Below are 20438 nucleotides of genomic sequence, written 5' to 3' on the forward strand. Positions count from 1 at the left end.
AGGGCTCCGTTTTTGTGACGGAGCCCTTTTTCGTTTGTTGGTCGATACGAAATTACTGCTGGTAATATCCGCTCTGGCCCTGCTGGTAGCCATTCTGCTGGTAACTGCCCTGCGGGTAGGCCGTCTGGGGGTAGCTTCCCTGCGGGTAGTTACCCTGAGGATAACTGCCCTGCGGATAACTCCCTTGCGGATAGCCCTGCTGCGGATAGGCCTGTGGATACGCCGACCCCTGCGGATAGGACGGCGTGGCATAGCCGGTGGGCTGCGTGCCGGGGCAGCTCTGCGGGGGATAGCCGGGGGGCAGCACCGTCCCGTTGGGACAGACATAGCTGGGTGGCGCGGTGCGGCGCGGGCGCGGTGTCGTCGCAGCCCCCACGGCCGCGCCGCCGGCCGCGCCCGCCAGCGCGCCGATCGCGGCACCTTCGCCACCACCGGCCAGCCCCCCGATCGCGGCCCCGCCGCCTGCCCCGATCAGCCCGCCACCCAGCGCGCGCTGCCCGGGGTCATAGGGGTTGGTGCAGGCGCCCATGGCCGCGCACGCCAGTGTCGCGACGAAAAAGCCGGTCCGCCGACGCAGGAAATCGTGAAGGATCATTCGTGTTAATCTCTTGTGCGGGGGCGGCGGAACTGCCGCGCCGACCCATGGTCATATTGTAGCTTGCACCCGTCAGGAAAGGACATCGCGCATGATAAAATTCGGGCATTTTGTAACAAAGCGCCTTGGCGGCCATAAATTAACGAATTAAAACCATGTCTCCTCTTGCTCCCATCCGTCTGCATCGGTAAGCCCTCGACCTGATCCGGAATTTCTCGACAGGGGACAGGCGTCTGGCCGCGTTATCCGGTCGGGGCTTCGGAATGGGTCATGGCTGCTTTGTTGTCGGGAGTTTTGGATGTTTGCTCGTGTGCTGGGTCTGCTGTCCGCTGATATGGCGATCGACCTCGGCACGGCCAATACACTGGTCTATGTCAAGGGGCGCGGCGTCGTCCTGAATGAACCTTCGGTCGTTGCCCTGGCCGAGGTGCGGGGCAAGAAACAGGTTCTGGCCGTTGGGGAGGAAGCCAAGCTGATGGTTGGCCGCACCCCTGGCAATATTACGGCCATCCGCCCGCTGCGTGATGGTGTCATCGCCGATTTTGAAGTTGCGGAGGAAATGATCAAGCATTTCATCCGCAAGGTGCATAACCGGCGCATGTTTGCCAGCCCGCTGATCATCGTGTGCGTCCCGTCCGGATCCACTGCGGTCGAACGCCGCGCGATCCAGGAAAGCGCCGAAAGCGCAGGCGCGCGCAAGGTCTTCCTGATCGAGGAACCGATGGCGGCGGCGATCGGGGCGGGCCTGCCCGTGACCGAACCGTCGGGCAGCATGATCGTCGATATCGGCGGCGGCACGACGGAGGTCGCGGTCATCTCCCTTGGCGGGATCGTCTATGCCCGTTCCGTGCGCGTGGGCGGCGACAAGATGGACGAGGCCATCATCTCCTACATCCGTCGCAACCATAACCTGCTGATCGGCGAAAGCTCGGCCGAGCAGATCAAGATCGGGCTGGGATCGGCCATTGCCCCCGATGATCCGGACGACATGGGCCCATGGCGGGAGGTCAAGGGACGCGACCTCATCAACGGCGTCCCGCGCGAGGTGGTGGTGTCGCAGGCGCAGATCGCCGAAAGTCTTGCCGAACCCGTCAGCCAGATCCTCGACGCGGTGACGACGGCGCTGGAGAACACGCCCCCCGAACTGGCCGCGGATATCGTGGACAAGGGGATTGTCCTGACGGGCGGCGGCGCTCTGCTGTATCGTCTGGACGAAGTGCTGCGCCGGGCGACGGGCCTGCCGGTCACGGTGGCGGAGGACGCGCTGTCCTGCGTCGCGATGGGCACCGGGCGCGCGCTGGAGGAAATGAAGCGGTTGCGCAATGTGCTGACAAGCATGTACTGACGACAGGCAACCGCATGACCACCCGCCGCGGGGATGGTCGATGCAACACGATGAGGGGGATGCAGGACGATGGGGGGCCGGCGCTCAGGCACGTTCGATAGCTCCGCGCGTGGCGTGGACAGATGGACGGCGCGCCCATGGTGATGCCGGTTTCCATCCAGTCCCGCCAGGCGATGGGCAAGCTGGTGCTGCCATTCCTGATCCTTGTCGCCTGTGGTGTCATCCTGCTGGGCAAGGCGGATCGTCCCCTTGTTGAGCATATGCGCATGCAGGTGGCCGACCTGCTGGCCCCGGCCTATGGTCTTGTGGCATGGCCACAGGCGCGGTTGCGTGAACTTTCAGGGAATCTTCAGGACATCCGGAACCTGGAGGCGGAAAACATCCGGCTGCGCACCGAAAATGCCAATCTCCAGCACTGGTACGACGTGGCGGCGGCGCTGGCGGACGAGAATGCGACGCTCAAGGCCAACCTGCACTGGATCCCTGACGAGGCCCCGTCCTATGTGACCGGGCGCGTGGTGCGCGATACCAGCGGCCTGTATGCCCGCGCGGTGCTGCTGGCGATCAATCCCGACACCAATGTGCGCAAGGACGGGATCGCGCTGGATGGCGCGGGACTGGCCGGGCGCGTGACGGAGGTGGGCAAGCGTTCGGCGCGCGTGCTGCTGATTACCGATTCCTCCAGCCGGCTGCCGGTCACGCTGGAATCCAGCCACGCCGCCGCCATCATGGCGGGTGACAATTCATCGACGCCAAAGATCATCTATTACCCGCAGGATAACCTGCCGGTGGAAGGGGAGCGCGTCGTGACCAACGGCGAAATCGAATCCCTGCCTGCCGGCCTGCCGGTGGGGCATGTCCATTACCTGCGGCCCGGAACGCCGGTGGTGATTCCCGCCGCGGCGCTGGAACACCTCGATATCCTGCGGATTTTCAATTATTCCGACGCCGTCGTCCCGCCGGACGCGCCGGGACGCATTCCGCTGCCCACGGTCGGGCGCACCATGACCCTTCCTCCCCAGTTCCAGCCAAAGCGGGGATGAAAGAGTGCATGGATGAAACCGCTTTCGCCACCATCCCTGAAGCCCGAAATCCAGCCCCGTTCAGGACTGGCCCACGGCACCGACCTGTTCGTGCGCCACTGCCTGCCGTGCCTGTTCGTCCTGCTGGTGACGCTGGTGCTGTCCGCGCCGCTCAACATACCGGGGCAGGCGGAACTGATGCCCGCCATCGTGCAGGTGTCGGTCTTCCTGTGGTCGGTGTTCCGGCCCGCGCTGATGCCCTCTGTCGCGGTGTTCGGGCTGGGAATGTGCGTGGACCTGCTGAGCTTCGATCCCCCCGGCGTCATGCTGCTTGTCCTGCTGGTGGTTCATGGCGTGGGGCTGTCGGGGCGTTACGTGCTCGCGCGGCTCAACGTTTTCGTGCTGTGGCTGGTGTTCGGCGTGGTCATGGTCATGGCGACGGCGATGCAGTGGGTGCTGTGTTCGGCGCTGGCGCTGCATCTGGTGGAAACGGTGCCGTTCATGTTCGAATGCGTCTTGGCATTTGGCACCTTTCCGGTGCTTTATGTCATATTCGTCTGGACTTACCGCTTTATCGTCAACGACGCGAATCGCGCCTGAACCACAGGGCTGATGGGCCAGCCGTATTCCGATCTGCCCGGATGGGTGAATGAAGTTCCGTAAGAAGAAGACCGCCACGCGTCTGATGACCCGGCCCGAAGAGGGCAAGAACCCCTCCCGCGGGGTGTTCACCCGTCGCGCGCTGCTGCTTATGGCGGCGCAGGGGGCGGTGCTGGGCGCGCTTGCGCAGCGGCTGTATGGCCTGCAGGTCCGTGATGGTGGCCATTATGCGCGGCTGGCGGAAAACAATCGGTTAAGCAAACGCTTTTTCGCGCCGCCGCGTGGCCGCATCACCGACCGTTTCGGGATCGCGGTGGCGGCGAACAAGGTGAACTGGCGCGCGCTCCTGCTGGCGGAGGAGACGAACGACCTGCCGGGCACGCTGGAACGTTTTTCCCAGCTTGTCCCGATGGAACCGCGCGATACGGCGCGCGTCGAACGCGAACTGCGGCACAAGCGGCGTTTCATTCCCATCATGCTGCGTGATTTCCTGTCATGGGACGACATGGCGCGGCTGGAACTCAACATGCCTTCGCTGCCCGGCGTGCTGATCGATGTGGGCACGACGCGCGTCTATCCCTTCGGCCCGCTTCTGGCGCATGTCGTGGGGTACGTGGCCCCGCCATCGGAAAAGGATGTCGTCAAAAACGCGGAGCTTGCCCTGCCGGGGATGCGCGTCGGACGTTCCGGCATCGAGCAGACGCAGGACGAAGGCCTGCGCGGGCAGGTCGGCTCGGTGGAGATGGAGGTCAACGCGGTTGGCCGCATCATGGCGGAACTTGACCGTGACGAAGGGCATCCGGGCAACGAAATCGCGCTGACCATCGACAGCGGCCTGCAGCAGCAGGTGCTGGGCCGGATGGCGGATCAGTCGGCCAGCGCGGTGGTCATGGACTGCCGCAACGGGGAAGTGCTGGCGATGGTCAGCAATCCCTCATTCGACCCTTCGCTGTTCGACAGTGGCGTCAGCCAGGCGCAGTGGATCGAATGGACCAACAACAGCCAGACCCCCCTGATCAACAAGGCGGTTTCGGGCCTGTACCCGCCCGGTTCCACCTTCAAGCCGGCGGTCGCGATGGCGGCGCTGCGGGCTGGCACGCTTTCGCCGGGCGATCGCATCAACTGTCCCGGCTATATCGACGTGGGGGGAACGCGCTTTCACTGCTGGTCGCGGTACGGCCATGGGTCGCTGACCCTGCGGCAGGGGCTGAAATTCTCCTGCGACGTGTTTTTCTATGAGGTCGCGCGCCGCACCGGCATGGACCCCATTGCCATGACCTCCCACCAGTTCGGGCTTGGCGCGCCGCTGGACATCGAACTGCCGCATGTGCGCCAGGGGCTGATCCCCACGCCACAATGGCGGCGGGCGCACGGCCATCACTGGAATGGGGGCGACACCATCGTCAGCGGCATCGGACAGGGCTTCATGCAGGTCACCCCGCTGCAGCTTGCGACCTATGCCTCGCGCATTGCCACGGGCCGGAACGTGCAGCCCCATCTGGTGCGTGCCGTCAGCGGCAGGATCGGTGACATGGCGGCGCTGGACCATGCCGGGCCGATGGAAAACATGCCCGATCATTTCTTCAGCGCGATCCGCGAGGGGATGTATGCCGTCGTGAACGAGGAAAGCGGCACCGCCCCCAAGGCGCGCCTTACCATCCCCGGTGTGCAGATGGCGGGCAAGACCGGATCGGCGCAGGTGCGTCGCGTGTCGCGCGCGATGCGTGAAAGCGGGCATTTCAATTCGGCCAACCTGCCATGGGAATATCGTCCGCATGCCCTGTTCATCTGCTTTGCCCCGTATGACGCGCCGCGTTATGCGGCGGCGGTGGTGGTGGAACATGGCAATGCGGGGGCGGAGGTCGCGGCCCCGCTGGCGCGTGACATCATGACCGACACGCTGATGCGCGATCCGGTCAACCACAAGGAATCGCCGGGTCAGGAAGTGGCGCAGGCGGACGTGGACCAGGGATAGCCAGCCACGCTGCCGGCACCCCTTGCATGCCGTCCCTTACTGGCTGCCCATTCCTGCCTGTCCTTTACTGGCGCCGGGCGTGGGGATCGCATACGTTTGCGCCATGTTGTCCCTGCCGCCGGAGGACCGAGATGAATTTCCAGAAACGCCTGCTGCGCGCCGAACCCAATTTCCAGATCCTTGCAAAGCTGTGGCAGATCAACTGGATCTATGTCGTGCTGATCTGCCTGCTGGCGGCGGTGGGATATGGGGCGCTGTATTCGGCGGGCGGGGGCACGTCGCGCCCGTTCGCCGAACCGCAGACCATCCGTTTCTGCTTCGGGCTGGTCATGATGCTGGGCGTGGCGATGATGAGCCCGGCCGTGCTGGTGCGCCTTGCATGGCCCCTTTATGGCGTGTCGCTGGTGCTGCTTGTGGCGGTGCTGCGCATGGGGCACGTCGGAAAGGGGGCGGAGCGATGGCTGATGATCGGCGGCCTGCAGGTCCAGCCTTCCGAACTGGCCAAGATCGCGCTGGTCCTTGTCCTGGCAAGCTGGTTTCACAAGGTCAGCTATCGCAACATGGGCAATCCGCTGTACCTGGTCCCGCCCGCGCTGATGGTGCTTGTGCCCGTGGGGCTGGTGCTCAAGGAACCGAACCTTGGCACGGCGGTCATCATCGCGACGGTGGGGGCCAGCCTGTTCTTTGCGGCGGGGATGCGGCTGTGGCAGATCGCGCTGCTGATCGCGCCGCTGCCGTTCCTGACCAAAATCGCCTACAGCCACCTGCATGATTACCAGAAGGCGCGGGTCATCACCTTCCTTCATCCCGAAAATGATCCGCTGGGCGCGGGGTACAACATCATCCAGTCCAAGATCGCGCTGGGTTCGGGCGGGATGTGGGGGCAGGGATACCTGCATGGCACGCAGGGGCAGCTCAACTTCCTGCCTGAAAAGCAGACGGATTTCATCTTTACCATGATCGCCGAGGAATGGGGCTATGTCGGCGCGGCCTCTGTCATCGGGCTGCTGCTGGTGATGATCCTTGGCGGCATGCTGATCGCCATGCGCAGCCGCAACCAGTTCGGGCGCCTGCTGGGGCTGGGCATCTCGATGAACTTCTTCCTCTACTGCGCGGTCAACCTGTCGATGGTGATGGGGGCGATCCCGGTGGGCGGGGTGCCGCTGCCGCTGATTTCATATGGCGGGTCGGCCATGCTGATGGTCATGTTCGGGTTCGGCCTGCTGCTGTCGGCATGGGTGCATCGCAATTCCACCTTTGGGGAAACGACGGACCGGGAGTCATGAGCGGCATCCTGCCGCCTTCCGCCGCTACCCGAAGGTCCTATCGCCTCAGTACCTACCACGCCGCCACGCTGCCGGTCGTGCGCGTGGGACAGCGTCCCGCCGATGCCGGCCTGCCACGGCGGGGCACGGTCGTGATGCTCAGCGCATGCAATCCGGGTGGGCGGCGGCGCATGGACGGGTGGAACGCGCGCATGATGGCGCGTCTGGCCACCGAGCTGCGTCATGTGCCCCATCATCGGGGCGAAGGGCGGCTGGGCCGGTGGTCCGAACCGCTCTATGCGGTGGAGATGGCCCTTGCCCCGGCATTGCGCCTTGCGCGACGATATCGGCAGAATGCGGTCGTGGTCGCGCGGCGCGGGCAGGCGGCGCGGCTTGTCTACCTGGCCTGAGGGGCTGTCAGTTTTTGGACGTGCGAGGCAGTCGAAGCGGGGACGACCCGGGCTCTGCCCGGACCCGGCAGGGAGCGTGCTCCCTGCACCGTGATACTTAAGTCATGGTTTCCAAAGGTCCGCGACCTTTGGCAGGGTTTCAGGGGCAGGGCCCCTGAGAAAGCCGCTGCCCCCGCACTCATGACTGCGGGGGCATGGGATCAGCCTTCGATCTGGCTGAAATCCGCGATCAGCACGGTCATGCGGCGCAGTTCCGACAGCAGGCGCAGGCGGTTGCGACGCACGGCCGCGTCTTCGGCATTGACCGTGACATCCTCGAAAAACCGGTCCAGCACGGGGCGCAGGTGGGCGACATCGCGCATGGCGTCGGCAAAGCGTTCCTCGCTGATGGCGTTTTCCACGGCCGGGATCGTGTGGGCCAGCGCATCGGCAAGGGCGCGTTCCTCGTCCTGCGCATACAGGGCGGGGTCGGGCGCGCCTTCATGCGGGCCGTCCTTGCGGTCCTCGATACGCAGGATGTTGGCCGCGCGCCGTGTCGCCGCCAGCAGGTTGCGCCCGTCCTCCGTCGCCAGCATTTCCGCCAGCGCGTCGCTGCGGGCCAGCAGGCGGGTGATGTCGGTATCGGTATTGCCCACCGACACGGCGGCAAGGATGTCGTGGCGCGCGCCCTCGTTGCGGAGCTGCACCCGCAGGCGTTCGGCCACGAACTGCGGCAGCAGGTCGAGGTCCGGGGCGAGGCGCAGTTTTTCCGGCAGGCCGTGGGCGGCCATGACGAAGATTTCCGCAAGGTCGAGGCGCAGGTGGTTTTCGCGGATGATGCGGATCAGTCCCAGCGCCGCGCGTCGCAGGGCATAGGGATCGCCCGAGCCACCCGGCTTTTCCCCCGCCGCGAAGAACGCGACAAGGCTGTCGATCTTGTCCGCCAGCGCCACGGCGATGGAAACGGGCGCGTGCGGCACGCCGTCATGCTGTCCGCGCGGCATGTAATGTTCGCCAATGGCGTCCGCCACCGCGTTGTCTTCGCCGTCATGGCGCGCGTAATAGGCCCCCATCGTGCCCTGCAGTTCGGGGAATTCGCCCACCATGCCGGTCGTCAGGTCGGCCTTGCACAGCAGGGCGGCGCGTTCGGCCTGTTTCACATCCGCGCCGACCATGGGGGCGATCAGCCCGGCAAGGCGCACGATGCGCCGCACCCGTTCCCCCTGGCTGCCGAGGGCTGCGTGAAAGACGATGCGATCAAGCTGCGCCACGCGGCTTTCAAGCGTATGGGTGCGGTCGAGGTCCCAGAAATGCCGGGCATCGGCAAAGCGGGCGCGCAGCACGCGTTCGTTGCCCGCAATCGTCAGCGCGCCACCGTCGGAGGGCTCCATGTTCGCGACGAAGGCAAAGCGCGGGGCCGCCGACCCATCGGCGTTGCGCAGCGCGAAATAGCGCTGGTTGACGCGCATCGACACCTGCATCACCTCTGGCGGCAGGGTCATGAATTCATCGTCGATCTGGCCAAGGAAGGGAACCGGCCATTCCGTCAGGCCCGCCACCTCGTCAATCAGGCCGGGGTCCGAGACGACGCTCAGCCCTTCCTCGGCGGCAAGGCTGGCGACCCCTTCGGCGATCAGCCGGGCGCGCGTTTCGGCGCAGGGTTCGACCTGGCGGGCGCGCAGTCCCGACAGCCAGTCCTGCGTGCCGGTGACGGCGAACGCGCCGGGCGCGGTGAAGCGATGCCCCTCGGTCAGGTTGGACGCCACCAGCCCGTGACCGTTGTCCTCGCCCTCGGCCAGGGTGAAGGGAACGACCTGCCCATCCAGCAGGCAGGCAATCCGGCGCAGCGGACGCACCCATGTAAAGCTGCTGCCCACGCCCCAGCGCATTGATTTTGGCCACGGGAAACGGCGCAGCAGCGCGGGCACGGTGGCGATGATGTGGGTCGCGGCCTGCACGGCGGGAACCTCGCGGCGCAGGACCCAGAACCCGTTTTCCAGCACCAGCGCGTCGCGTTCGACCCCATGCTTGCGCATGAAGCCCGCCAGCGCCTTTTCCGGCGCGCTTTCGCGCGGGCCGCGTTCATTGACGGTGCTGCCGGGCACGGTCGCGTCGATCTCCAGCGAAATGGCGATGCGGCGCGGCCCGGCGAAGGTGCGGGCGTTACGCGGGTTGAGCGTGGAGAGCGCCTCCGTCAGGAGGCGTTGCAGGTCCCCGGCCGCGCGCGCCTGCATGCGGGCGGGGATTTCCTCGGAAAAGAGTTCAAGCAGAAGTTCGGGCATGATCCTGTTATTCCTCGCCCGCCAGCCATGCTTCGCAGCATCGTTTCGCAAGCGCGCGCACGCGGCCGATATAGGAGGCGCGTTCGCTGACGCTGATGACGCCCCGCGCATCCAGAAGGTTGAACAGATGACTGGCCTTCAGGCACTGGTCATAGGCGGGCTGCGCCAGGCCGCGATCGGCAAGGGCGGCGGATTCGCGTTCGGCGTCGATGAAATGCCGGTGCAGCATCTCCACGTCGGCCAGTTCGAAGTTGTGGCGTGAATAATCGCGTTCCGCGCGCAGGAACACGTCGCCATACGTCAGGCCCTGCCCGTTGAAATCGAGGTCATAGACGTTCTCGATCCCCTGCACGTACATCGCCAGGCGTTCCAGCCCGTAGGTCAGTTCGGTGGACGGCATGACGGTGGGGATGCCGCCGACCTGCTGGAAATAGGTGAACTGCGTCACTTCCATCCCGTCGCACCAGACCTCCCAGCCCAGTCCCCATGCCCCGATCGTGGGATTTTCCCAGTCATCCTCGACAAAGCGGATATCGTGTTCCATCGGATCGATCCCGATGGCGCGATAGCTGTCGAGCAGGAGCTTCTGGCTGTCTTCGGGCGTGGGCTTCAGCAGGACCTGATACTGGTAATAATGCTGCAGCCGGTTGGGATTTTCCCCGTAACGCCCGTCCGACGGGCGCCGGCAGGGCTGAACGTACGCCGCCTTCCACGGGCGCGGACCCAGCGCGCGCAGCGTGGTGTGCGGCGACAGCGTGCCCGCGCCCACCTCGGTATCATAGGGCTGGAGGATGGCGCAGCCCTGTTCGGACCAGAACTGGTGCAGTTTCAGGATGAGTCCCTGAAACGACAGGGGACGCGTACGGGATGATCGGGGCACGGGGGCCGGGTCCATGAACAGGATGCTCCGTTGAACGGGGACAGGTGTGCGCCATCTGGCGCAATTGCTGCGAACAGCATACCGTCATGTTGTCCCGACCGGAAGGCGGGGCGTGCCGTGTGGCTGTCTGTTGCCTGCATGGCGCGTGGTCTTGCGCATTGCCGCGTCGCGCGCCACATGATGTGTGGCTGGTTCAGTATCCGTGTGTGGAGCAGGATGGAATTACGATGAATACTCAGGAACGCGATCTGATCGCACAGTTCTTCGCCCGCGTTGGCGGCGCGACCACGGGCAGCGTGCCGCAGACGACATCCTCGCTGCCGCCGATCGACCCGCAGGCCGACCAGTATATCGGGGAAATGTTCCAGAAATACCCCGAGGCGCGTTATCGCATCACGCAGATGGCCGTGGTGCAGGAAGCCGCCCTGGCGGAGGCACAGAACCGCATCCGCCAGTTGCAGTGGCAGCTGCAGCAGGCGCAGCAGCAGCTGGCCGCCGCCCAGCAGGCACAGCCCCAGCCACAGCAGGCCGCGCGGCCCGGCGGTTTCTTCAGCGGCATGTTCGGTGGCGGGGCGCAGCAGGCCCGTCCCGCCGCGCCGCCGCCGGGATGGGGTGGTGCCGCGCCATCCGCCCCGCCGCAGCCCGTCTATCCGCCGGGAATGCAGCCGGGCATGTTTCCGCAGCGCGGGTCGGGCTTCCTCGGCTCCGCCCTGACGACGGCGGCGGGCGTTGCCGGCGGCATGATGGTGGGCAATGCGCTGACCGACCTGTTCAGCGGCCATCACGACGCAGGTGGCATGGCTCCGCCGATGGGCGGGGGGGGTGGCGAGACCATCATCAACAACAATTATGGCGATTCCGCCTCCGCCGATCCGTTTGGCGGCAGTGGCGTCGCGGCCGATCCGGGTTTTGATGCCGGCGGCGGCGGCGGCGGCGGCGGTGATGCCGGTGGCTTTGACGATGGTGGTGGCTTTGACGCGGGCGACGACAACAGCTTCTGACGTTCCCGCTTCCGCAGCGTGTGTGAAAAGGCCATCCTTCGTGATGGCCTTTTTTATGGGATGGCACCCATGACGATGGCATCTATGACACAGGGCGTGCTGTTTGATACGGGCGAACCGCCGGGGCCGGTGGACCAGCGGCCGCAGGTCCTTGCCCCCGGCGCATGCCTGATGCGTGGTGTGGCACGTGCACAGGCCCCTGCGTTGCTGGATGCCATCAGGGACATCATCCGGCAGGCTCCGCTGCGGCAGATGACGACGCCGGGCGGAGGACGCATGTCGGTGGGGATGAGCGGCTGTGGCGCGCGCGCATGGATCAGCGACGCGGCGGGATACCGGTACGAGGCGCACGACCCCCTGACGGGAAAGGACTGGCCCCCAATGCCCGGCATATTGCGCGAACTGGCGCGTGATTGTGCCAGCCGGGCGGGATATGACGGGTTCTGTCCGGATTCGTGCCTGATCAACCGCTATCGCCCCGGGGACCGGATGGGCCTGCACCAGGATCGTGACGAGCGGCGCGACGTCCCCATCGTTTCGGTCTCGCTAGGGGTATCGGCGGTGTTTCTGTGGGGAACGCCGGTCCGTTCGGATGGCGTGCGCCGCCTTGTCCTGAATAACGGCGACGTCGTGGTATGGGGCGGTTTGTCGCGTCTGGCATGGCACGGCGTCGCGCCCCTGCCGCAGGCGCATCATCCGCTGAGCGGGGAGATACGCTATAACCTGACATTCCGCGTCACCGCGTAAGGGAATGGCAGGGACTATCTGAAAAGATAGCCCCCTCAATAATAATCCATTGAATTATAAAAAGTTTTTGGTGAAGCTTTTTGCAAAAAGCTTCGAAAGACGTCACCTTTTTAAAAAAAGGCGACACCCAAAAAATTTTCTTTTTTATCAACTGGTTGTTTGAAACCAGTCTTTCGTCCTCACCGCCGCCTCAGGCCGCCAGCGCGGTTGCCGCCTTTGCGCGCGCGGTGATTTCGGGCAGGTCGGGCGTGCCTGATGGCACCAGCCACGATCCCCCCACGCACAGGACCGATGGCAGCGCCAGCCAGCTGGCGGCCGTGTCCTGCCGGATGCCGCCCGTGGGGCAGAAACGCACCTGTCCGAACGGGGCCGACAGCGCCTTGAGCGCCGCGATGCCGCCCGAGGCCTCGGCCGGGAAGAATTTGAAGCGCGTCAGGCCAAGGTCGAGGCCCCGCATGATGTCGCCCGCATTGGCGATGCCCGGCAGCAGCGGCACATCCGCGTCGCGCGCGGCGTGGGCGAGGGGCGTGGTCAGGCCGGGGCTGACGATGAAGCGCGCGCCCGCCCGGACGCTTGCATCAAGGTCGGACCGGTTCAGCACGGTGCCCGCGCCGACGACGGCGCCTTCGACCTTTGCCATTTCGGCAATGACGTCAAGCGCGCGTTCCGTGCGCAGCGTGACCTCCAGCGTGCGCAGGCCGCCTGCGACCAGGGCCTCCGCCACAGGGCGTGCATGCGCGGGGTCATGGATGACAAGCACCGGAATGACCGGCGAAAGCGTCATGATGTCTTCGATAGTGGCCACGATGGGGTTTCCTTGGTTCAGGTCCGTGGGAACAACGGGTAAGGGGCGTGCCGGATTTTACGACAGCCCTTCGGCTTCGGCCATATGGTCCATCGCGGCAAGGATGGCCGACGCCCCGCGTTCGGGACTGTCCACCCCGTCACGCATCAGCGCGAACAGTTCCCGCCCGGTGCCAAAGCCGGGCTTTGGTCCGGTGGCCGGGGTGCGCTTTTCCCACTCCGCGTCGTCGATCAGGACGTCGATGCGCCCCGTCTGCGCGCAGACGCGCACGATATCGCCATCGCGCAGGCGCGACAGTGGACCGCCCGCATGGGCTTCCGGCCCGATATGGATGGCGGCGGGCACCTTGCCGCTGGCGCCGGACATGCGGCCATCGGTCATAAGCGCGACCTTGTGTCCGCGATCCTGCAGTACGCTCAGCGTCGGGGTCAGGCGATGCAGTTCGGGCATGCCGTTCGCCGCCGGCCCCTGGAAACGCACGACCACGATCACGTCGCGATCCAGTTCCCCCGCCTTGAACGCGTCGATGACGGCCTGCTGGTCCTCGAATATCCGGGCCGGGGCCTCGATCGTCCAGCGTTCGGGGGCGACCGCGCTGGTCTTGTAGATGCCGCGCCCAAGGTTCCCCTGCATCAGGCGCATGCCGCCATCCTTGCGGAAGGGGGCGGCGGGCGTGCGCAGCACCGTGTCGTCACGCGACGGTCCGGCGTCTTCCCACACCAGCTGGTCATCGCGCATGTGCGGCATGTCGCGATACCGGGCAAAGCCGCCTTCGCAGACGGTCAGGATATCCGGATGCAGCAGCCCCGCATCCAGCAGGGAACCGATCAGGCTGGGCATTCCGCCCACCTGGTGGAAGCCGTTCACGTCCGTCGATCCGTTGGGATAGACGCGCGTCAGCTGCGGGACGACGGCGGAAAGGCGGTCGAGGTCTTCCCAGTCGATGATGATGCCCGCGGCGCGCGCCATCGCGGGAATATGGATGGCAAGGTTCGTCGAGCCGCCGGTCGCCAGCAGCCCGACGGCGGCGTTGACGATGGCGCGTTCATCGATGCAATGGCCCAGCGGGCGATAGTCATTGCCGTTCGGCCCGATCTGCGCCAGCCGGTGGATGGCCGCGCGCGTCAGTTCCTGCCGCAGTTTCGTGTTGGGCGGCACGAAGGAGGAGCCGGGCAGGTGCAGGCCCATGACCTCCATCAGCATCTGGTTGGTGTTGGCCGTGCCGTAGAAAGTGCAGGTGCCCGGCGCGTGATAGGACGCGGCCTCTGAATCCATCAGGCGCTCACGGTCCACCTTGCCTTCGGCGTAAAGCTGGCGGACGCGCTGCTTTTCGCTGTTGGAAATGCCCGATGGCATCGGGCCCGACGGGATCAGGATGGCCGGCAGGTGCCCGAACCTGAGCGCCCCCATCAGCAGGCCCGGCACGATCTTGTCGCAGATGCCCAGCATCGCGACGCCTTCGTACATCCCGTGGCTGAGTGCGACCGCCGTGGACATCGCGATCACGTCGCGGCTGAACAGCGACAGTTCCATGCCCGGCTGGCCCTGCGTCACCCCATCGCACATTGCGGGCGTCGCGCCCGCGACCTGCGCCGTGGCCCCGACCTCACGCGCGAAGAGCTTGATCTGCTCGGGGTATCGACCATAGGGCTGATGCGCCGAAAGCATGTCGTTATAGGACGTGACGATCCCGATGTTCATCGCGCGCCGCGCACGGATGGCGGCCTTGTCCTCTCCTGCCGCGGCAAAGGCATGCGCAAGGTTGCCGCAGGCCAGCTGTGGCCGCGATATCCCGGCATCCTTTTCACGGGCGATCAGGTCAAGATAATGACCGCGTGAACGCGCGGAACGTGCGATTATGCGATCCGTTACGGCAGTCAGGACAGGATTGAGGTTCATCAGTTCCCACAGAATGTAATGTGGCCGCGGATTGCCGCTGCAATCACGATGATACATTTTCTGTCGCGTCCGGAGGTAATGCGGGTCAGGACGCTGTATTTCGGCCGGATTGGTGTCGCGTCAGAGGCGACATGTCAGTGCTTGATCATATATGACATAATATTCGCGTACACAAGACATAAAATTATAATTAAAGTCTCGTTTCGGTATTTTAATTATAATGGTCTATAATCAGGCGTGCGCTGCATGTTCCTCCGCGCATGGCCTTCCGACATCCTCACCGCCCTGTGCCATGCGGAAACGGGAGGGTTCATGATAATGACATGACAGGGGGATGGGAACGGCGAATGCGCGACATTGACGGGGTGGGGCATCATCCGATGATCCTTCGACATGGCACGAAACGTAGGAGCCTGCGGGGCATGATTGCCTCTGGCTGCATGATGCTCATGGCATCCGTGCTGCCGGTGGGACCATCGTGGGCCGCGACGGAGCAGGCGCCGCGCCTGACCTATCATCACATGTGGACCGATGACCGGGGCGTCAGCCATCTTGCGACCTGTCCGCTGACGCAGTTCGTGCTGAAAAGCATGTCGCCCCCGGCGGGGCCGCAATGGCAGGACCGGCAGCCCGACGGACGCGCGACCGTGCTGATGACGGTGCAGCCGCCTCATTGGGACGGGGCCTGGCACGAGGACCCGAAGGTGCAGTGGATCGTGCCATTGCGCGGACGCTGGTTCGTTCAGGCCATGGATGGCGCGCGCGTTGAAATGGGGCCGGGCGACGTGCTGCTGGGCGAAGACCAGAATACGCGCCCGCTGTCCACCGGGCCGATGCGTGGGCGCAAGGGGCATCTGGGTGGAAATGTGGGCGACGGCGCGGTGGACCTGATGGTCGTGCAGATGGACATTGCCCCCACCGTGGGGCAACCCTGCCACTTTCGCTGATTTTCGGGAAAAGATGGTGAGCCGGGTGGGATTCGAACCCACGACCATTCGATTAAAAGTCGAATGCTCTACCGACTGAGCTACCGGCTCATTGATTCAGGTAATCTGGCCTGCCACAGGCCACGTTCAGGACAAACCTGACGCGTTGTGCGCCCAGAACTGCTCAAGCCGGGGTGATAGGCGGCCTGACCCGCGCTGTCAAGGCGGGGGCGAAAATATATCCCTGAACTAACGCGCTGATATTAAGCAAAGTTGTCGGCTGGATCGCCTTAATTTCATGGTCATGCCCATGAAATGCGTGCCGGATTGCGTGACCGGACATGGGAATGGGGAGTGGAATGGGTCGTTCCCATTCCCATCCGGCCACAGGGGACGGGGGCCACGTCGGACCCCCGTCGTGGCATCAGGCTTCGGCGTCGGCGGGACGCATCTTGATGATGCGGTCAGGGTCCTGGACCATGCCGCTGTGGCCCGCGCCACGCTTGATCTGGTCGATATGGTCCATGCCCTCGATCACCTGTCCGACGATCGTGTACTGGCCGTCCAGATGGGGGGAGGGTTCGAACATGATGAAGAACTGGCTGTTGGCGCTGTCGGGGTTCATGGTGCGCGCCATGCCGACGGTGCCGCGTTCGAACTTGGCGGCCTTGGTGAACTCCGCCTTCAGGTCCGGCAGCTTGCTGCCCGACGTGCCGGTGCCGGTCGGGTCGCCACCCTGCGCCATGAAGCCATGGATGACGCGGTGGAACGGCGTGTTGTCATAGAACCCTTCGGCGGCCAGCGTGCGGATGCGTTCCGCCGCCAGAGGGGCAAGATCGGGACGCAGGCGGATGACCACCCGTCCGGTCTTGAGGTCCATGTTGATGAGGTCGGCCTTGCTGGTATCTGACATGGCTGTCCGTTCCCTGTTGCTTGTGATTGGAAATGATGGGGTGAAAACTGGCGGCGGGCAGCCCCCACGGCCGGGGGCCTGCCCGCGTCGGGACCGGATCAGCGGTCCTTCAGGCGCGCCAGAACGTGCTGGCGGGTGGAGGGCGACACGAAATCCGCGATATCGCCATCCAGCCGCGCGATCTCCTTGACCACGCGGGAGGAGATATACTGGTTCCCCTGTCGCGCCATCAGGAAAATGGTTTCGATGTCCGGGGCCAGGTGCATGTTCATTGCAGACATCTGGTTCTCGTAATCGAAATCCGCAACCGCCCGCAGGCCCCGAAATATTGCATGTGCCCCATGCGCGCGCGCGGCATTTACCAGAAGCCCCTCGAATCCCACCACCTCGATCACGATGGGATGGGCGGCGTGGATGTCGCGGATATCGGCGCGGATGCACGCGATCCGCTCTTCCAGCGACAGCAGGGGCTGCTTGTTCGTGTCCTTCGCCACCCCGATCACCAGGCGGTCCACCAGGCGCGCGGCACGCGCGATGATGTCGAGATGCCCGCTGGTCACGGGATCGAACGTGCCGGGGTAAAAGCCGGTGCGCGCCGTGGGTTCAGTCATCGGCATCGGCGTCCGTCCCGGCGGGTGGCGCCGCGCCGTCCTGCCCGTCGCCATGCGCGTCGTTCGCGTCCGCCGCGTCATCGTCGTCCGATCCGTCATCCATGACGGGGAAAACGCTGGTGACTTCTTCCGTATCGTTCAGCCGGAACAGGGTGACGCCGCTGGCCTGTCGGGACATGATGCGGATCTGGTCCACCGGCAGGCGGATCAGGCGGCCCGCGTCGGTAACCAGCATGACATCCGTGCCCGCCAGCACCGGCAGCGTGGCGACAACGGCGTTGCCCCGCCGCGCGGTGGGGAAGGACATGTTGTTGATGCCCTGTCCGCCGCGCCCGCTGACGCGGTAGTCATAGGCCGAGGACCGCCGTCCGAAGCCGGCGTTGCTGACGATCAGCAGGATTTCCTCCGCCGCCTCCAGTTCCGCCACCCGTTCGGGCGGCAGGGCCAGGTCGGTGGACGTCTCTTCCTCGTCCGTGGTGGCGTTTTCGGGGACGGTTTCGGCCTCATCCCCGTTCTGGGCCGCATTTTCGGCGCGGCGGCGGGCATTGGCGATCCGCAGATAGGCCGCGCGTTCCTCCACCGTGGCATCGACATGGCCCAGCACGCACAGGCTGTTGACCTCGTCCCCTTCGGCAAGGCGGATGCCGCGTACGCCCGAACTGCCCCGTCCGGCGAATACGCGCAGGGTTTCATCCGTGATCTGGAAACGGATGCAGCGCGCGTTGCGGGTGCCAAGGAAGACATCCTGCCCCTCGCGACAGGTGGCGACGCCGATCAGGCGGTCCCCGTCATCCAGTTTCATCGCGATGAGGCCGGAGGAGCGGATGTTGCTGAAATCGCTCAGCCGGTTGCGGCGCACGTTCCCCGACGCCGTGGCGAAGACGAGGTGGAGGTTCTCCCACAGGTCCTCGTCCTGCGGCAGCGGCAGCACCGCCGTGATCGAATCCTCGCCCAGATCGGGCAGCAGGTTGACCAGCGCGCGCCCCTTGGCCGTCGGGCTGGCTTCGGGCAGGCGCCATACCTTCTCCCGGTATGCCTTGCCGCCGGAGGAGAAGAACAGCACCCACTGGTGCGTATGCGCGTTGAAGGAGCGGATGATGATGTCGTCGCCGCGCCGGCCGGCGGCCGTGCGGCCACGCCCGCCACGGTTCTGCGCGCGGAAGATGTCAAGCGGCGTGCGCTTGATGAACCCTTCGCGCGTGATGGTCACGACCATCTGGCCTGGTTCAATCAGGCTTTCATCCGTCTGATCGCCCGCGTAATCGGCGATGTCGGTGGCGCGGGGCGTTGCGATTTCCGCGCGCACCGTCACCAGTTCGTTGCGCATGACCTCCAGCCGGCGGGGACGGCTGGCGATGATTTCCAGCAGTTCGTTGATGCGGGTCGCGACTTCGGAAAGTTCCTGCTGGATCTTGTCGCGCTCCAGCCCGGTCAGGCGCTGCAGCCGCAGTTCCAGGATGCCGCGCGCCTGCGCTTCCGTCAGGTGGACGCGCCCGTCAACCACAACGTTGCCTTCGTCATGGATCAGCGCGAGCAGGGGGGAGATGTCGCCCGCGTCCCATGCGCGTTCCATCAGGGCGGCGCGGGCCGTGGCGGCGTCCGGGGCGGCGCGGATCAGGGCGATGACCGCGTCGATGTTCGCCACCGCGATGACCAGCCCGACCTGCAGGTGCCCGCGGTCGCGCGCCTTGTTCAGGTCAAAGCGCGCGCGGCGCAGGATCACCTCCTCGCGGAAGCGGATGAAGGCCGAAAGGACATCCTTCAGCCCCATCAGGCGCGGCTGTCCCCCGTCAAGGGCAAGCATGTTGACCCCGAAGGAGGTCTGGAGCTGCGTGAAGCGGTAGAGCTGGTTCAGCACGACCTCGGGCGTTGCGTCGCGCTTGATCTCGATGACGATGCGCATGCCCGACCGGTCGCTTTCGTCGCGGATGTCGGCAATGCCTTCCACCTGCTTGGACCGGACCAGGTCGGCAATGCGTTCCTGCAGGGTGGCCTTGTTCACCTGATAGGGGATTTCGGTGATGATGATGGCCTTGCGGTCGCGGCGGATGTCCTCGATTTCGGCCTTGGCGCGGATGATGACCGAACCGCGTCCCGTCTCGAACGCGCTGCGGATGCCCGCGCGGCCCAGGATCGTCCCGCCGGTGGGGAAGTCCGGGCCGGGCACGTACTGCAGCAGATCATCCAGCGTCATGTCAGGGCGTTCGATCATCGCCAGCGTCGCGTCGATGATCTCCCCCGGATTGTGCGGCGGGATATTGGTGGCCATGCCGACCGCGATGCCCGACGCGCCGTTGATCAGCAGGTTGGGGAAGGCGGCGGGCAGGATCTGGGGTTCCTGCTCGCTTTCGTCATAGTTGGGCTGGAAATCGACGGTGTCGCGGTCGATGTCATCCAGCAGGAATGACGCCGCGCGCGCCAGCCGTGCCTCGGTATATCGCATGGCGGCGGGGGAATCGCCGTCGACCGACCCGAAATTGCCCTGCCCGTCGATCAGCTTGACCCGCATCGACCACGACTGCGCCATGCGCACCATCGCGTCGTAGATGGAGGAGTCGCCATGCGGATGGTACTTACCCATGACATCGCCGACGGCGCGGGCCGACTTGCGATACGGCTTGTCGTGGGTGAAGCCGCTTTCGCGCATGGAATACAGGATGCGCCGATGCACCGGTTTCAGTCCGTCGCGCACGTCGGGCAGCGCGCGGCTGACGATGACGGACATGGCATAGGCCAGATAGGAGGAGCGCATCTCCTCCTCGATGGTCACCGGCAGCATGTCGGAGGGCGGCGTCTGTTCGGGAATATCGGTCAAGGCAGTTCCGTCATGGCTGGTTTTCGCACGCGTTCGGGTGGAAGCGCGCAGGGGCGGACACGGGGGCGGGCATCAGGACTCGCGTCGGGCGAGGATGCCGCGTGAAATCCCGTCCCACCATGTAGCAGAATTGCGCCCCCGCGCGAAGCATGTCGCGCAGGGACGCGGGTCATTGGGCGCGCGTCAGGGCATGGGCCGGCGTGGACGCTCGCATGACGCGGCGCGCGAACGCGTGCCGCAGCCGACGTCCGCGCCCGTCCACGCGTCCTAGCAGCCTGTCGGGTTGGGGTACCCTGTGAAGGGGTAAGGCTGTAGAGTGTCGCGATGAGCCGCTTCATCCCGTTTGACCGATCCCAGCCGTATCTTCT

The 20438-nt window shown here is 65.3% G+C and carries 18 protein-coding genes and 1 tRNA gene; 10 read left to right on the forward strand and 9 right to left on the reverse strand.

The genetic code is table 11. The features are described 5' to 3' along the window. Positions 1-52: 52 nt before the first annotated feature. Positions 53-595, reverse strand: coding sequence for a hypothetical protein (locus CFR71_RS08130; protein WP_408891753.1), 543 nt, complete (start codon positions 593-595; stop codon positions 53-55). 298 nt (positions 596-893) lie between these two features. Between CFR71_RS08130 and CFR71_RS08135 the strand changes: the two genes are divergently transcribed. The 6 genes from CFR71_RS08135 (at position 894) to CFR71_RS08160 (ending at position 7212) form a co-directional block, all read left to right on the forward strand. Beyond that, positions 894-1940 carry a rod shape-determining protein gene (locus tag CFR71_RS08135; protein WP_110529819.1) on the forward strand — a complete coding sequence of 349 codons (1047 nt, stop codon included), beginning with the start codon at positions 894-896 and terminating at the stop codon, positions 1938-1940. A 143-nt stretch (positions 1941-2083) separates the two neighbouring features. After that, entirely contained in the window at positions 2084-2983 is a 900-nt protein-coding gene (gene mreC, locus CFR71_RS08140) for a rod shape-determining protein MreC (RefSeq protein WP_110529950.1), read from the forward strand. Between the two features lie 12 nt (positions 2984-2995). Next, positions 2996-3562 carry a rod shape-determining protein gene (locus CFR71_RS08145; RefSeq protein ID WP_110529822.1) on the forward strand — a complete coding sequence of 189 codons (567 nt, stop codon included), beginning with the start codon at positions 2996-2998 and terminating at the stop codon, positions 3560-3562. Positions 3563-3611: 49 nt separating this feature from the next. Then, positions 3612-5537 (forward strand): penicillin-binding protein 2, encoded by a 1926-nt coding sequence (gene mrdA / locus CFR71_RS08150; RefSeq protein WP_110529825.1) that lies wholly within the window; start codon positions 3612-3614, stop codon positions 5535-5537. Between the two features lie 131 nt (positions 5538-5668). Then, positions 5669-6823 carry a rod shape-determining protein RodA gene (gene rodA / locus CFR71_RS08155; protein WP_110529829.1) on the forward strand — a complete coding sequence of 385 codons (1155 nt, stop codon included), beginning with the start codon at positions 5669-5671 and terminating at the stop codon, positions 6821-6823. After that, positions 6820-7212: a DUF3293 domain-containing protein gene (locus CFR71_RS08160; RefSeq protein ID WP_110529832.1), complete on the forward strand. Its 393-nt coding sequence runs from the start codon at positions 6820-6822 to the stop codon at positions 7210-7212. The genes rodA and CFR71_RS08160 overlap by 4 nt, the downstream gene beginning before the upstream one ends. A 200-nt stretch (positions 7213-7412) precedes the next feature. On the opposite strand, the gene glyS is transcribed toward CFR71_RS08160, so the two are convergent. Together glyS and CFR71_RS08170 are read right to left on the reverse strand one after the other, a co-directional pair. Next, positions 7413-9473, reverse strand: coding sequence for a glycine--tRNA ligase subunit beta (glyS, locus tag CFR71_RS08165; protein ID WP_110529835.1), 2061 nt, complete (start codon positions 9471-9473; stop codon positions 7413-7415). A 7-nt stretch (positions 9474-9480) separates the two neighbouring features. Further along, entirely contained in the window at positions 9481-10368 is an 888-nt protein-coding gene (locus CFR71_RS08170) for a glycine--tRNA ligase subunit alpha (protein ID WP_110529838.1), read from the reverse strand. Positions 10369-10580: 212 nt separating this feature from the next. On the opposite strand from CFR71_RS08170, the gene CFR71_RS08175 reads away from it, so the two are divergent. Beyond that, on the forward strand, positions 10581-11354 hold the full coding sequence (locus CFR71_RS08175; RefSeq protein WP_110529841.1) for a DUF2076 domain-containing protein: 774 nt from the start codon (positions 10581-10583) through the stop codon (positions 11352-11354). A gap of 69 nt (positions 11355-11423) precedes the next feature. After that, positions 11424-12101, forward strand: a complete 678-nt coding sequence (gene alkB, locus CFR71_RS08180) for a DNA oxidative demethylase AlkB (RefSeq protein ID WP_239020311.1) — start codon at positions 11424-11426, stop codon at positions 12099-12101. 190 nt (positions 12102-12291) lie between these two features. On the opposite strand, the gene eda is transcribed toward alkB, so the two are convergent. Together eda and edd are read right to left on the reverse strand one after the other, a co-directional pair. Beyond that, positions 12292-12906 (reverse strand): bifunctional 4-hydroxy-2-oxoglutarate aldolase/2-dehydro-3-deoxy-phosphogluconate aldolase, encoded by a 615-nt coding sequence (gene eda, locus CFR71_RS08185; RefSeq protein WP_110529849.1) that lies wholly within the window; start codon positions 12904-12906, stop codon positions 12292-12294. A 57-nt stretch (positions 12907-12963) separates the two neighbouring features. Then, positions 12964-14805, reverse strand: coding sequence for a phosphogluconate dehydratase (gene edd, locus CFR71_RS08190; RefSeq protein ID WP_110529953.1), 1842 nt, complete (start codon positions 14803-14805; stop codon positions 12964-12966). Positions 14806-15245: 440 nt separating this feature from the next. On the opposite strand from edd, the gene CFR71_RS08195 reads away from it, so the two are divergent. Continuing rightward, complete coding sequence (locus CFR71_RS08195) at positions 15246-15752, forward strand: cupin domain-containing protein (protein ID WP_239019211.1); 507 nt, start codon at positions 15246-15248, stop codon at positions 15750-15752. Positions 15753-15766: 14 nt separating this feature from the next. Here CFR71_RS08195 and CFR71_RS08200 read toward each other — a convergent pair. The 4 genes from CFR71_RS08200 to gyrA form a co-directional block, all read right to left on the reverse strand. Then, positions 15767-15842: transfer RNA gene (locus CFR71_RS08200), tRNA-Lys, on the reverse strand. Positions 15843-16155: 313 nt separating this feature from the next. Further along, the gene (locus CFR71_RS08205; RefSeq protein WP_110529854.1) at positions 16156-16644 is read right to left on the reverse strand and encodes a peptidylprolyl isomerase; all 489 of its coding nucleotides are present in this window, start codon (positions 16642-16644) and stop codon (positions 16156-16158) included. A gap of 98 nt (positions 16645-16742) precedes the next feature. Beyond that, positions 16743-17255 carry a pantetheine-phosphate adenylyltransferase gene (gene coaD / locus CFR71_RS08210; RefSeq protein WP_110529959.1) on the reverse strand — a complete coding sequence of 171 codons (513 nt, stop codon included), beginning with the start codon at positions 17253-17255 and terminating at the stop codon, positions 16743-16745. Further along, positions 17248-20034 (reverse strand): DNA gyrase subunit A, encoded by a 2787-nt coding sequence (gene gyrA / locus CFR71_RS08215; RefSeq protein WP_239020316.1) that lies wholly within the window; start codon positions 20032-20034, stop codon positions 17248-17250. The genes coaD and gyrA overlap by 8 nt, the downstream gene beginning before the upstream one ends. A 130-nt stretch (positions 20035-20164) precedes the next feature. On the opposite strand from gyrA, the gene CFR71_RS16470 reads away from it, so the two are divergent. Further along, positions 20165-20341 (forward strand): hypothetical protein, encoded by a 177-nt coding sequence (locus tag CFR71_RS16470; RefSeq protein WP_165832057.1) that lies wholly within the window; start codon positions 20165-20167, stop codon positions 20339-20341. Positions 20342-20438 lie beyond the last annotated feature (97 nt).

This window comes from Novacetimonas pomaceti (genome assembly GCF_003207955.1).
GTDB classification, from domain to species: Bacteria; Pseudomonadota; Alphaproteobacteria; order Acetobacterales; family Acetobacteraceae; genus Novacetimonas; species Novacetimonas pomaceti.